Annotated in this window: 12 protein-coding genes; 8 read left to right on the forward strand and 4 right to left on the reverse strand. The window is 67.5% G+C overall.

Annotated features, from left to right (window positions below; all coding sequences use genetic code 11):
• The first annotated feature begins 105 nt into the window (after positions 1-105).
• Positions 106-1,917 carry an ABC-F family ATP-binding cassette domain-containing protein gene (locus DES45_RS15430; protein WP_114770887.1) on the forward strand — a complete coding sequence of 604 codons (1,812 nt, stop codon included), beginning with the start codon at positions 106-108 and terminating at the stop codon, positions 1,915-1,917.
• Positions 1,918-1,996: 79 nt separating this feature from the next.
• Positions 1,997-3,988 (forward strand): methyl-accepting chemotaxis protein, encoded by a 1,992-nt coding sequence (locus DES45_RS15435; protein ID WP_147282418.1) that lies wholly within the window; start codon positions 1,997-1,999, stop codon positions 3,986-3,988.
• 42 nt (positions 3,989-4,030) lie between these two features.
• On the opposite strand, the gene DES45_RS15440 is transcribed toward DES45_RS15435, so the two are convergent.
• The 3 genes from DES45_RS15440 to DES45_RS15450 all read right to left on the reverse strand — a co-directional run bounded on the left by DES45_RS15440 (position 4,031) and on the right by DES45_RS15450 (position 6,261).
• Complete coding sequence (locus tag DES45_RS15440) at positions 4,031-4,777, reverse strand: tellurite resistance TerB family protein (RefSeq protein ID WP_114770889.1); 747 nt, start codon at positions 4,775-4,777, stop codon at positions 4,031-4,033.
• A gap of 93 nt (positions 4,778-4,870) precedes the next feature.
• The gene (locus tag DES45_RS15445; protein ID WP_210210222.1) at positions 4,871-5,242 is read right to left on the reverse strand and encodes a VOC family protein; all 372 of its coding nucleotides are present in this window, start codon (positions 5,240-5,242) and stop codon (positions 4,871-4,873) included.
• A complete protein-coding gene (locus DES45_RS15450) occupies positions 5,242-6,261 on the reverse strand; it encodes a fumarylacetoacetate hydrolase family protein (protein WP_114770891.1) in 1,020 nt (339 codons plus the stop codon). Before DES45_RS15450 ends, DES45_RS15445 begins: the two co-directional genes overlap by 1 nt.
• Before the next feature lie 80 nt (positions 6,262-6,341).
• Here DES45_RS15450 and DES45_RS15455 point away from each other — a divergent pair, with 80 nt between their 5' ends.
• Positions 6,342-7,430 (forward strand): TRAP transporter substrate-binding protein, encoded by a 1,089-nt coding sequence (locus DES45_RS15455; protein ID WP_170151526.1) that lies wholly within the window; start codon positions 6,342-6,344, stop codon positions 7,428-7,430.
• Between the two features lie 78 nt (positions 7,431-7,508).
• Entirely contained in the window at positions 7,509-8,435 is a 927-nt protein-coding gene (locus tag DES45_RS15460; RefSeq protein ID WP_170151522.1) for an endonuclease/exonuclease/phosphatase family protein, read from the forward strand.
• A gap of 4 nt (positions 8,436-8,439) precedes the next feature.
• On the opposite strand, the gene hmgA is transcribed toward DES45_RS15460, so the two are convergent.
• Complete coding sequence (gene hmgA, locus DES45_RS15465; protein WP_114770940.1) at positions 8,440-9,807, reverse strand: homogentisate 1,2-dioxygenase; 1,368 nt, start codon at positions 9,805-9,807, stop codon at positions 8,440-8,442.
• Positions 9,808-9,916: 109 nt separating this feature from the next.
• Here hmgA and DES45_RS15470 point away from each other — a divergent pair, with 109 nt between their 5' ends.
• From DES45_RS15470 to DES45_RS15485, 4 genes are all read left to right on the forward strand, one after another.
• Positions 9,917-10,414, forward strand: a complete 498-nt coding sequence (locus DES45_RS15470) for a MarR family winged helix-turn-helix transcriptional regulator (protein WP_114770894.1) — start codon at positions 9,917-9,919, stop codon at positions 10,412-10,414.
• Positions 10,411-11,037 (forward strand): maleylacetoacetate isomerase, encoded by a 627-nt coding sequence (maiA, locus tag DES45_RS15475; RefSeq protein WP_114770895.1) that lies wholly within the window; start codon positions 10,411-10,413, stop codon positions 11,035-11,037. Before DES45_RS15470 ends, maiA begins: the two co-directional genes overlap by 4 nt.
• 82 nt (positions 11,038-11,119) lie before the next feature.
• Positions 11,120-12,235, forward strand: a complete 1,116-nt coding sequence (hppD, locus tag DES45_RS15480) for a 4-hydroxyphenylpyruvate dioxygenase (RefSeq protein WP_114770896.1) — start codon at positions 11,120-11,122, stop codon at positions 12,233-12,235.
• 502 nt (positions 12,236-12,737) lie between these two features.
• Positions 12,738-12,918: porin (locus DES45_RS15485; protein WP_210210223.1), on the forward strand; the 181-nt coding region annotated here is incomplete at its 3' end.

The following is a 12,918-nucleotide window of genomic DNA, read 5'->3' on the forward strand; positions in this document are numbered from 1 at the left end:
GGCCCAGCTTGTCCGTGACAGGGGACCACAAAGATCGCTGAGCGTCCACCCTGCGGCAGCAAGGCGATCTTGCTTCCTGCGCCCGGAGATGCCACGGAGACCGCGATGGCTGCACCTCCTCTTCTCCTCCTCCAGGACATCGCGCTCACCTTCGGCGGCACGCCGCTGATCGAGAGCGCCGAATTGTCGGTTTCCCCGGGCGAGCGCGCCTGCCTCGTCGGCCGCAACGGCTCGGGCAAGTCGACGCTGCTCAAGATCGCGGCGGGCCTCGTGGAGGCGGACCGCGGCAAGCGCTTCGTGCAGCCCGGCGCCACGATCCGCTACCTCGCCCAGGAGCCGGACCTGAGCGCCTACCCGAACACGCTCGCCTTCGTGGAGGCGGGGCTCGGCCCGGGCGACGATCCGTACCGGGCCCGCTACCTCTTGGAACAGCTCGGCCTGACCGGCGAGGAGACCCCGGCGCAGCTCTCCGGCGGCGAGGCCCGCCGGGCGGCGCTGGCGCAGGTCCTGGCGCCCGCGCCCGACATCCTGCTGCTCGACGAGCCGACGAACCATCTGGACCTGCCGGCCATCGAATGGCTCGAAGGTGAGCTGAAGGGCCTGCGCTCCGCCATGGTGCTGATCAGCCACGACCGGCGCTTCCTGGAGAGCCTCTCTCAGGCAACCGTCTGGCTCGATCGGGGCAGGACGCGCCGTATGGACCGCGGCTTCGCCCATTTCGAGGAATGGCGCGACGACGTGCTGGAGCAGGAGGAGGCGGAGCACCACAAGCTCGGGCGCAAGCTCGTGGCCGAGGCCGACTGGCTCCGCTACGGCGTGACCGCCCGGCGCAAGCGCAACGTGCGCCGCCTCGGCAACCTCCAGGCGATGCGCCAGCAGTACCGCGACCGCAAGCGCGCGGTCGGCACCGTCAGCATGACGCTCGCCGAATCCGAGCAGTCCGGAACGCTCGTAGTCGAGGCGGAGCGGATCTCGAAATCCTACGACGGCCGTCCCATCGTGGCGGACCTTTCCTTACGCATCCTGCGCGGCGACCGACTCGGCATCATCGGCCCGAACGGCGCCGGCAAGACGACGCTGATCAACCTCCTGACCGGCGTGCTGCCGCCCGACGAGGGCCGGGTGCGGCTCGGCGCCAACCTGCAGATGGTGACCCTGGACCAGCGCCGGGCGAGCCTCGATCCCACCGCCACCGTGGCCGAGACCCTCACGGGCGGACGCGGCGACACGGTGCAGATCGGCGGCCAGACCAAGCACGTGGTCGGCTACATGAAGGACTTCCTGTTCTCGCCCGAGCAGGCGCGCACGCCGGTCGGCGTCCTCTCCGGCGGCGAGCGCAACCGGCTGATGCTGGCCCGCGCCCTGGCGCAGCCGTCGAACCTGCTCGTGCTCGATGAGCCCACCAACGATCTCGACCTCGAAACCCTCGACCTGCTCCAGGAGATGATCACGGACTATTCGGGCACGGTCATCCTGGTGAGCCACGACCGCGACTTCCTCGACCGGACGGTGAGCTCCGTGCTCGTGTCGGAAGGCGAGGGGCGCTGGGTGGAGTATGCGGGCGGCTACTCCGACATGGTGGTCCAGCGCGGCCAGGGGGTGCAGGCGCGCAGCGTCGAAAAGGAGGCAAAGCCCAGGCCCGAGAAGGCCGCATCGGCTCAGCCCGCCCAGTCCGCCAAGCGCAAGCTCAGCTTCAACGAGCAGCACGATCTGAAGACCCTGCCCAAGCGCATGGCGGAGCTGGAGGCCAAGATCGCCAAGGTGCAGGAGATCCTGGAGGACCCGGAACTCTATTCCCGCGATCCCGCACGGTTCCAGAAGGCCATGGACGCGCTCACGCAGCTCCAGACGGACCTCCACGCCGCCGAGGAGCGGTGGCTGGAGTTGGAAATGCTCCGGGAGGAGCTGGAGGCCTAGCGTTATACCATGCGGCGCTAAGGCGACGTTAACCTGTTGGGCGACATCGTGACGTAAAGTCATGCCGGAGTTCTGGTCGATGTCGTCTTTCGTTCGTTTGCGTTGGCCCTCGGTTCGCGTGCGCGTCGCCGCCCTGAGCGGCGTGATGGTGCTGGGGTTCGGCACCATTGGGGTGGTGTTCCAGGCGGGTCGGAGCGATGTCGAGCAGGCGCTCGCCGATCAGCAGACCTATGCGGCGCTGGCCGAGAAGGCCTACCAGTTCCGCGGCGGCGCCGACGCCCTGAAGGTCACGGCGCGGGAATGGACCGCGACCCGTCTCGGCCATCTGGCTCAGGCCTTCATGGACCAGCAAAAGGCCCTGGCGGCACAGCTCGACGGCATGAAGTCGGCGCCAGGCTCCGGCCTGGTAACCGCCGAGCTGAACGACCTCGCCCAGCGGGCGGCGGAACTCGTCGCACAGGCCAAGGAGCTCGACGCCCTCTACACCCAGGTCGGCTACCAGGCCGAGGAGGGCGCCCGCGGGAAGCTCCTGACGGCGGCGGCAGAACTCGAAAAGACCGTCCGGCCCCTCGCCTCGAGCGAGGATTTCGATGCCTTGAAGCTGTGGGCCGCCACGCTCGGCATGTTCCGGCAGGAGGCGACGGCTCGGAACGGCCTCGAGGACGTGACCCTCGGGGCCTTCGAGGTCGATCAGGGCCGCTTCATGCGGGCGATCCCCCGCATCGGCGGGGAATACGCCGGCCTTAGAGGTCCCGTCGCTGCCGCGGGTGAGGCCTATCAGGCGGCATTCAACGCCTGGGCCGCACTCGAAAAGAAGGTCGCCGGGCAGGGCGAGCGGCTTACGGGCCAGTTCGACCTGCTCGTCCCGACCCTCGATCACCTCCTCACCAAGGTCCGCGCCGAGGCCGACAAGACCGGCCAGCAGCTCACCGCATCGCAGGAGCGCACCTTCGCGCTGATCCTCTGGGTGATGGGTGCGGCCCTCGTGCTCGGCCTTGCCCTGACCCTGCTGGTCGGCCGCTCGATCTCGCAGCCGCTCGTCCGGCTGCAGAACGCCATGCGTCGCCTGGCGGACGGCGACGTGACCACCGCGATCCCGTCGACCGAGGCGTCCGACGAGATCGGCGCCATGGCCCGCACGGTGCTGGTCTTCCGCGACAATGCCCGCGAGCGCGAGCGCCTGACCGGCGAGCGCGAGGGCATGGCCGCCTTCGAGGCCGAACGTGCGGCTGCGATCGCCCACGCGATCGCCACCTTCGACGCCTCCGTCGAGGAGATCCTGGCCGAGGTCCGCCGGGCCACCGAGGACCTGGCCCAGGCATCGGGCCAGCTGAAGGGCTCGGCCCATCACGTGAGCGAGCAGGCGCAGGTCGCCGGCGACGCCTCGCAGCGCGCCTCGCAGAACGTGTCGGCGGTGGCGAGCGCGGCCGAGGAGCTCGACGCCTCGCTGGCCCAGGTGGCCGCGCAGACGGGCGAGTCGACCCGCGCCTCGGAGCGCGCCGTCGCGGAGGCACGGGGCGCGTCGAGCAGCATGTCGGCCCTGTCCGCCGCCACGGCCCAGATCGGCGAGGTGGCGAACCTCATCCGCTCCATCGCCGAGCAGACGAACCTCCTGGCGCTCAACGCCACCATCGAGGCGGCGCGGGCCGGCGAGGCCGGCCGCGGCTTCGCGGTCGTGGCGAGCGAGGTGAAGGCGCTGGCGAGCCAGACGACCCGCGCCACGGAGGACATCGCGCGCCAGATCGAGGCGGTGCAGGAGGCCTCCCGCAACACGCTCGGCGCTCTGGGATCGGTCCAGGACACGGTGGAGAACCTGGCTTCCGTGGTCTCGTCCGTCGCGGTGGCCGTGGGCCAGCAGACCGCGGCGGTGTCCGAGATCGCCCGCAGCGTCACGGAGGTGTCGAGCGAGGCCCAGACCAGCGCCTCGGCCATCCAGACGACCGAGGCGGTCGCCACGCAGTCGCTCGATGCGGCGCATGCGGTCGCGGACCTGTCGGTCGCGCTGGAGCGTCAGGCCTCGCGCCTGGGCAGCGAGATCGGCCGCTTCCTGGAGACCGTCAGGGCGGCGTGAAAAAAGGTGGCCGGGCCAGAATGGCCCGGCCGCCGAACCGCGTCAGGCCGCGAGCGTCTTGCGCGCCGCGTCCACCTGGGTGTCCAGATGGGCCACTAGGTCGCCGGGCAGGTCGAGCAGGGCGACGAGGCGGTCGAGGTAGGCCCGCTCCTCGGGCGTGTTCACATCGCCGATGGCGATCCGAGAGGCGACATAGAGTTCCGCGGCCTGCTCCTTGGTGCGTGGCAGGCGCGCGATGGCGGCGGCGTCGGCCGGCTTCGCCATCAGGTCGAGGAGGAAACCCTTCTCCTCGTTGCCGAGGCCGAGCTGCTGGATCTGCTCCTGGATGCGTATGCTCTCCTCGCCGTCGAGATGGCCGTCGGACTTGGCGGCCGAGATCATGGCCTGCACGAGGGCCAGGCCCATCTCGTTGCCTTCCTTGTCCTTCTCCTCGTCGAGGTGGAAACCGCTGCCGGCGGGCGGCTGCGTCGGGAGGTTCGCCGGCTGGCCCGGAGCGGGGGCCTGCTTCGCCTTCCAGTCCTCGAAGGCCTTGAAGGCGACGCTCGCGAGAACCGCGAGACCGCCGGCCTTGAGCAGGGATCCGCCGGCGGAGCGGCCCGCACCGCGTCCCAGAATCATCGACAGGAGGGCGCCGCCCGCAAGCCCGCCCATGCCGCCGGGGATGCGCGAGGCGAGATCGCCCATGCCGCCCTGCATGCCGCCCATGCCGGGCTGCCCGGGCCGACCGCCGAAGGAGCCCTGGTTGCGCTGGTTGGCCATCAGGCTGTCCAGAATGCTGCCGAGATTCATGACGGTTCTCCCTGTTGTTGGATTGTCCGGGGGAGAAAAACACGGCAGGGGGAAGAGTTCCGCCACGCTTTGCAAAGCGTGCTGACGCTCCGTTCACATCTCCGCAGGGTCGGCGCAGGCCACGAATTCCAGGCGGTTGCCGACCGGATCCGTCGCGTAGAACCGGCGGGTTCCGGGGATCGCGTCGTCCCAGACCGGAACATGGCCCGCCTCGGAGAGCTTGCGCGCGAGGCCGTCGAGATCGCCGACGAGAATGGCCGGATGCGCCTTCCGGGCCGGGCGGAAATCCTGCTCGACGCCCAGATGCAGCCGCACCTCGCCCGACCGGAGCCAGAGACCGCCGCGGGCGGCCAGAACCGGCGGCTTGGGCTCCTCGGCCATGCCGAGAAGGTCGATGTAGAACGCCCGGCACGCGTCCTCGGCGCCGGGTGGGATGGCGAGCTGGACGTGATCCAGGCGCAGCATCACGCCTCTCGGTGGTTGGCCGCGACCTCCTGCTCGATGGCTCCGAAGATCGAGTGCCCGGCCTTGTCCTTCATCTCGATGCGGATCGTGTCGCCGAACCGCATGAACGGCGTCCGGGGCTTGCCCTCCAGAATGGTCTCGACGGTGCGCTGCTCGGCGATGCAGGAATAGCCGACGCCTCCCTCTGAAACGGGCTTGCCGGGTCCGCCGTCCTTGTCCTTGTTCGACACGGTGCCGGACCCGATGATGGTGCCGGGGCTTAAGGGACGCGTCTTCGCCGCGTGGGCGATGAGGGTCGGGAAGTCGAAGGTCATGTCGACGCCCGCGTTCGGGCAGCCGAAGGGCTTGCCGTTGAGGGCCGAGCGCAGGGGCAGGTGGACCTTGCCTCCGTCCCAGGCGTCGCCCAGCTCGTCCGGCGTCACGGCCACCGGCGAGAGGGTGGATGAGGGCTTTGACTGGAAGAACCCGAAGCCCTTGGCCAGCTCCGCCGGGATGAGGTTGCGCAGGGAAACGTCGTTCACGAGCACGATCAGGCGGATCGCGGCGGCGGCTTCCTCGCGGGAGGCCCCCATCGGCACCGCGCCGGTGATCACCGCCACCTCGGCCTCGAAATCGATCCCGTGGGCCTCGTCGACCGCGTAGATCAGGTCGCGCGGGCCCAGGAAGGAATCGGAGCCGCCCTGGTACATCAGCGGGTCGGTCCAGAACGATTCCGGCATCTCGGCGCCGCGGGCCTTCCGGACCAGCTCCACGTGGTTCACATAGGCCGACCCGTCGGCCCATTGGTAGGCCCGGGGCAGGGGCGAGGCGCAGTCGTGCTCGTGGAACCGGAAGGTCGGCACGGAGCCGTGCTCCAGCTGCTGGGAGAGGTCCCGCAACCGTGGCGCAACCCTGTCCCACTCATCGAGGGCTTGCTGAAGCGTCGGGACGATGAAAAATGCGTCCGTCGCACGGGTCAGGTCTTTGGAGACGACGACGAGGCGGCCATCACGGCCTTGCTTAAGGGAAGAAAGCTTCATAGCCACCGACCGGGTTGATGTGATTTAGTGAGCTTGCAACGGAAAATCTGCTGGGGAAACGCCTGATGACCACAACGACGTTGAAAAGAAGAAACTTTTTGAAAGGGGCCGGTCTCGCGGCCGTGGCCGGCACCGTGGCCGCGCCGGCGATCGCCCAGTCCTCCCCGGAGATCCGCTGGCGCCTGACGTCGAGCTTCCCGAAGTCCCTCGACACGATCTTCGGCACCGCCGAGACCTTCGCGAAGTACATGTCGGAAGCGACCGACGGGAAGTTCCAGATCCAGGTCTTCGCCCCGGGCGAGATCGTCGGCGGCCTCCAGGCCCTCGACGCGGTCCAGAACGGCGCGGTCGAATGCGCCCACACCCCGGTCTACTTCTATACCGGCAAGGAGCCGGCCCTCGGCCTCGGCACGGGCATCCCGTTCGGGCTCAACGCCCGCCAGCAGCATTCCTGGTGGCACTTCGCAGGCGGCAAGGACCTCATCAACGACGTGCTGGCGCGCTTCAACGCCGTCTCGTTCGCCTGCGGCAACTCCGGCACCCAGATGGGCGGCTTCTTCCGCAAGGAGATCAACACGGTCGACGACCTCAAGGGCCTCAAGTTCCGCATCGGCGGCCTCGGCGGCCAGGTGCTGGCGAAGCTCGGCGTCGTCCCGCAGCAGGTCGCCCCAGGCGACGTCTATCCGGCGCTCGAGCGCGGCACCCTCGACGCGGCGGAGTTCGTCGGCCCCTACGACGACGAGAAGCTCGGCTTCCTGAAGGTCGCGAAATATTACTACGCCCCCGGCTGGTGGGAGGGCGGCGCCATGCTGCATCTCGTCGTCAACCAGCAGAAGTACAGCGAGCTGCCGAAGCACTATCAGGCAATCCTGTTCCACGCCTGCGAGGCGGCGAACAACTGGATGCTGGCGAAGTACGACGCGGTGAACGGCGCCGCGCTCCGCCGCATGGTCGGCGCCGGCGCGGAGCTGCGCACCTTCTCGCCCGCCATCATGGAGGCCTCGCTGAAGGCCGCGAACGAGTACTACGCCGAGCTGTCCACCAAGAGCCCGGACTTCAAGAAGGGCTACGACTCGATGGTGGCCTACCGCAATGACGTGCTGCCCTGGTGGCAGCTCAACGAATACGCGTTCGACACCTTCATGATCCGCACCCGCGGACGGGCGTAGCAGGCGAGAGACCGCGTAACGGCGGGCTGATCGGTGCGATGTCTCGCCGAAAATGCCAAAAGGGCGCTGCCGATCTTCGTGGCGGCAGCGCTGCTCATCGCGACGGCCGGGAGTTTCCTGAGCTCCTGGTCGTCGTATCTCGACCTGCTGTCGCATTTCCGCCCCCAACTGGCGGCTCTCGGGCTCGTGGCCATCGCCGCTTCGCTTTGGACCCGGTCCTGGGCGGTTCTGGTCGCGAGTCTCGTCCTTGCGGCGGTGAATGCCGCTCCGCTCGTGCCGTACCTTGCGGGTGGACCGGTCAGCGCAAGCCGAGCCGTCGAGGGGCAGGAACGGATCCGCTTTCTGACGTTCAACCTGCATGGGCGCAGCACCGATCCGGAGGACCTGCGCCGGCTGCTCGAGCGGGAGAAGCCCGACATCGTTCTGCTTGCGGAGGTGCCGCACGAGACGAGGAGCGCCGTCCAGGGATGGGCCGACATCTACCCGCACCAGATTCTTGAAGATGGCGGATTGCCCGTCGATGCGGTCCTGCTCAGTCGCTGGGAGATCCGGGGCAAGTCCGTCGATCGCAGCGTCATGCGGTACCGCTCGACGCTCACGGTTCGCCTTTGCGATCCCGACTTGAACCGTCGATGCTTCACGCTGATCGGACTTCATGCGGAACAGCCATTCGGTGGAGGAGCAAGGCGTCAGAGAGCTCAGCTGGCGGGAGTGGTCAGGGAGGCGAAGGCCGCCTCCACCGGTGCCGTCGTGGTCATGGGCGATCTGAACGTGACACCGTGGGCCCGCGGTTTTCGGTTGTTGATCGACGGGGCCGGGCTCACCGATACGGCAAGAACGAGGAAGCTGTCCGCCACTTGGCGCTCCCGCTTCCCGCTGCTCGGGCTCCACATCGACCACATCCTCGTCAATTCCGGCTTCACGCCCATCGAAAGCCGGGTCGGCGAGGATATCGGGTCCGATCATTTCCCCGTCATCGCCGATCTGATCCTGAAATCCGAATAGGCCGCTATTTCGGCTCGCGCCGGTTCGGATCGAAGTGCTTCTTCAGGTCGCGCCAGCAGTCGATGTAGCTCTCCTGCAGCTGCGGAAGGCCGGCGGCGTATTTCGTCACCCGCTGCGGGAAGCGCGTCTCGAACATGAACGCCATGGTGCCTTCCATCTTGACCGGCTTGAGCTCCACGTTGCTCGCGTGCTCGAAGGCGCTCGTGTCGGGGCCGTGCGGCAGCATCTGGTTGTGGAGCGACATGCCGCCGGGCACGAAGCCCTCGGGCTTGGCGTCGTAGACGCCGTAGATCAGCCCCATGAACTCCGACATCAGGTTGCGGTGGTACCAGGGCGGCCGGAAGGTGTTCTCCGCCACCGACCAGCGCTCGGGGAAGATCACGAAGTCGATGTTCGCGGTGCCGGGCGTCTCTGAGGGGGCGGTGAGCACGGTGAAGATCGACGGGTCCGGGTGGTCGAACAGGACCGCGTTGACCGGCGAGAAGTGGCGCAGGTCGTACTTGTAGGGCGCGTAGTTGCCGTGCCACGCCACCACGTCGAGGGGCGACTGGGCGATCTCGGTCCGGTAGAGCTCGCCGCCCCATTTGACGAAGAGGCTGGAGGGCTCCTCCTTGTCCTCGTAGGCCGCGACCGGCGTGAGGAAGTCGCGCGGGTTGGCAAGGCAGTTCGCCCCGATGGGACCCCGGTCGGGCAACGTGAAGGCGCCGCCGTAGTTCTCGCACACATAGGCGCGCGCCGGTCCGTCGATCAGCTCGACCTTGAAGATGACGCCGCGCGGGATGATGCAGATCTCGGCGGGCGCGATGTCGATGACGCCGAACTCGGTGCGGAAGCGTAAGGCATTCTCCTGCGCGACCACGAGATATTCGCCGTCCGCGTTGAAGAAATACTCGTTCTCCATGGAGCGTGTGACAAGGAGGACGTGGGCCGCCATGCCCACCTGCGTGTCGGAATCGCCCGCCGTCGTGATGGTGCGAAGGCCCGTCACGAAGGTCAGGTCCTCGCCCGAAATCGGCAATGGGTCCCAGCGCATCTGGCCGATGGGCAGCTCGCTCTCGTCGCGGGCCGCCGGCGCCGTGCGGATCAGGCCCTTGTCGACCTTCGCATAGCGGCCGGAATGCTTGACGGTCGGGCGGATGCGGTAGAGCCACGAGCGCTGGTTCGTAGCCTGCGGGGCCGTGAAGGGCGAGCCCGAGAGCTGCTCCGCATAGAGCCCGTAATTGAGCTTCTGCGGCGAGTTGCGCCCGATCGGCAGGGCGCCTTCCAGGGCCTCGGTCTCGAAGCTGTTGCCGAAGCCCGACATGTAGCCCGTCACGATGGCGCTTCTGCGCTCCTCGGGGGCACGGAATCCAGAGACGTTCTGAAGGTTCATCGCCATCTCCCTCGGCGGGCCGCGTGCGGCCCCCGCACCGGCAGCGAATGTGGTTGCCAATGCAACGACTTTGGCCTATTGGTTGCATGAGCAACGGTTTCTGTCAACGATGGCATCACGGTCCACTGCACGGAAGGAAGCCCCTGCGCCCCTGGTGGTGCTCGAGCGTTTCCTGCCCTATCGGCTCAACGTCCTGGCGAGCCTGACCTCGAACGCGCTCGCGCAGATCTATGCCGAGCGGTTCGGCCTCTCGATCCCGGCCTGGCGGGTCGTCGCCACCCTCGGTCAGTACGACGTGCGCACGGCGCGCGACATCGCGGCCCACGGCGTCATGCACAAGTCGACGGTGTCGCGGGCGGTCTCGGCCCTGGAGCAGCGCGGCCTCATCGTGCGGCGCCCGAACCAGGACGACCGGCGGGAGGAATGGCTCGCCCTGACCGCCAAGGGCCGGGGCATCTACGACGCGCTCGCCCCGCAGGCGCTGGCGTTCGAGGACCGTCTCCTGTCGGCCCTGACCCCCGAGGAGCAGAAGGCGCTGTCCGGCCTGATGGACAAGCTCAGCGACCATGCCCGGTCCCTGGCGCCGGAAGGGGAGGCCGAGGCGTGAGGCTCTATACCTATTTCCGCTCCTCCGCGGCCTACCGGGTTCGCATCGCCCTCAACCTCAAGGGCGTGGCGTACGAGTCGATTCCCGTGAATCTGCTCAAGGGCGAGCAGCAGGCGGAGGCCTACACGGCCGTCAATCCCCACGGACGGGTGCCGTCGCTCGAGGTCGATGGCGCCGTCCTCACCCAGTCGCCGGCGATCCTGGAATATCTCGACGAGGTCCATCCCGAGCCGCCCCTGCTGCCCATGGGAGCCCTCAACCGCGCCAGGGTCCGGACGGTCGCCAGCCTGATCGGGTGCGACATCCACCCGCTCAATAACCTTTGCGTGCTGCGCTACCTCAAGCATCAGCTCGGGCACGAGCAGGCGGACGTGGATGCGTGGTACGCCCACTGGATCCGCCAGGGCTTCGACGCCATCGAGGGAATGCTCGAACCCGGACCTTATGCGTTCGGCGACCGGGTTAGCCTGGCCGATGTCTATCTCGTGCCGCAGGTCTTCAACGCCCGGCGCTTCAACATTCCGCTCGACACCTATCCGAAGATCGCTGCGGTCGATGCGGCCTGCGCCGCCCACAAAGCCTTTCAGGACGCCGCGCCCGGGAACCAGCCCGACGCGGCGTGACGCGAATCGCATCCGCCGTCCGGCGGACGCGTTGTTTTGAACGAACGGGCCCGACGGGCCGAAGCCATGACAGGAGGAAACCATGGGACCCTTCCCGCACGACGCACCGCCGCCGGCCATTTCCGACGAGAACCCGATGGGGACGGACGGCTTCGAGTTCGTGGAGTTCTGCCATCCCGACCCGCAGGAGCTCGACCGTCTCTTCAAGTCCATGGGCTTCAGCCTCGTGGCGAAGCACCGGTCCAAGAACGTGCTGCTCTACCGCCAGGGCGACATCAACTTCGTGGTGAACGCGCAGCCGGGCTCCTTCGCGGAGCGCTTCGCCAGCCAGCACGGCCCCTCGGCCCCGGCGATGGCCTTCCGGGTGGTGGACGCGCAATACGCCTATGACCGGGCCCTGAAGCTCGGCGCCAAGCCGGTCCAGACCCAGACCGGCCCCAACGAGCTGGAGATCCCGGCCATCGAGGGCATCGGCGGGCTCCAGATCTACCTGGTGGACCGCTACGGCCAGAAGGGCTCGATCTACGACGTGGATTTCGAGTGGCTTGGCGAACCCGATCCCCGCCCGCACGGGGTCGGCCTGCACTACATCGACCACCTGACCCACAACGTCTATCGCGGGCGCCTGAACGAGTGGGCGGCCTTCTACGAGAAGCTCTTCAACTTCCGGCAGATCCGCTACTTCGACATCGAGGGCAAGCTCACAGGCCTGCATTCCCGCGCCATGACGAGCCCGGACGGCAAGATCCGCATCCCGATCAACGAGGATGCGGGCGAGACCGGCCAGATTGAGGAATACCTGCAGGAGTACAAGGGCGAGGGCATCCAGCACGTGGCGCTGGGCTCCTACGACCTCTACGATTCGATCGAGGCGCTGCTCGGCAACGGGGTCGATTTCATGCCGGCCCCCAATGAGATCTATTACTCGCGCATCGACAAGCGCCTGCCCAAGCACGGCGAGCCCCTCGACCGGCTCCAGCGCAACGGCATCCTCATCGACGGCGAGGGCGTGGTGGAAGGCGGCTTCACGAAGGTGCTGCTCCAGAGGTTCGGCAAGACCGCGATCGGGCCGATCTTCTTCGAGTTCATCCAGCGCAAGGGCGACGATGGGTTCGGCGAGGGCAACTTCAAGGCCCTGTTCGAATCCATCGAGGAGGATCAGATCCGCCGCGGCGTGCTCAAGCCGGACGCGGCCTGAGCGTGAATCGCTGTATCGATTCGTCGGAGGCCGGGCTCGTCCCGGCCTCTCTTTTTGGCGCAGGGGAGTCCAAATCAGGGCAGCGGGAGGCTGCGGTTATTCACAGGCTGCTCCCAGGATTGGCGTCCGCCGGGACCGATTGAGGCATCGACGGATCGGAAAACCGGCTGCAAAACGCGTTTGTTTTTAAGGATTTGTTAGGACGCTGCCCCATTCCTTTCCGATCGGTAAATAGTCCGCGGTTAAAACGTTGCCTTTGTGCAACATGGATTTGAAAAGCCCTCCCGACCGCCCGTTTTGCGCCTTCATTCTGTTGCTTGCCGGATCGGGCTGGCTAATGTGGCTCCAGCGACGGGGGCACCCCGGTCGTGATTTGGTGGTTTCCGGCCAAGGGGGCTGGAGACGCTAAGTCCTAGGGGAAAAGGGACGTGTTTAGGCTTCGTTGAAGCACTCGAGGCACAAACCCGGCCCCCCAAGGGTCTCGAAACTTTGGAGGTCAACCATGAAGCTCGTTAAGAGCCTTCTGCTCGGATCGGCCGCGGGTCTTGCCGCTGTCGTGAGCGCCCAGGCTGCGGATCTTCCCGTCAAGAAGGCTGCGCCTGTTGAGTACGTTCGCGTCTGCTCCACCTACGGTGCAGGCTTCTTCTACATCCCCGGCACCGAAACCTGCCTCCGCGTTGGCG

The sequence above is a fragment of the Microvirga subterranea genome (assembly GCF_003350535.1).
GTDB lineage: Bacteria > Pseudomonadota > Alphaproteobacteria > Rhizobiales > Beijerinckiaceae > Microvirga > Microvirga subterranea.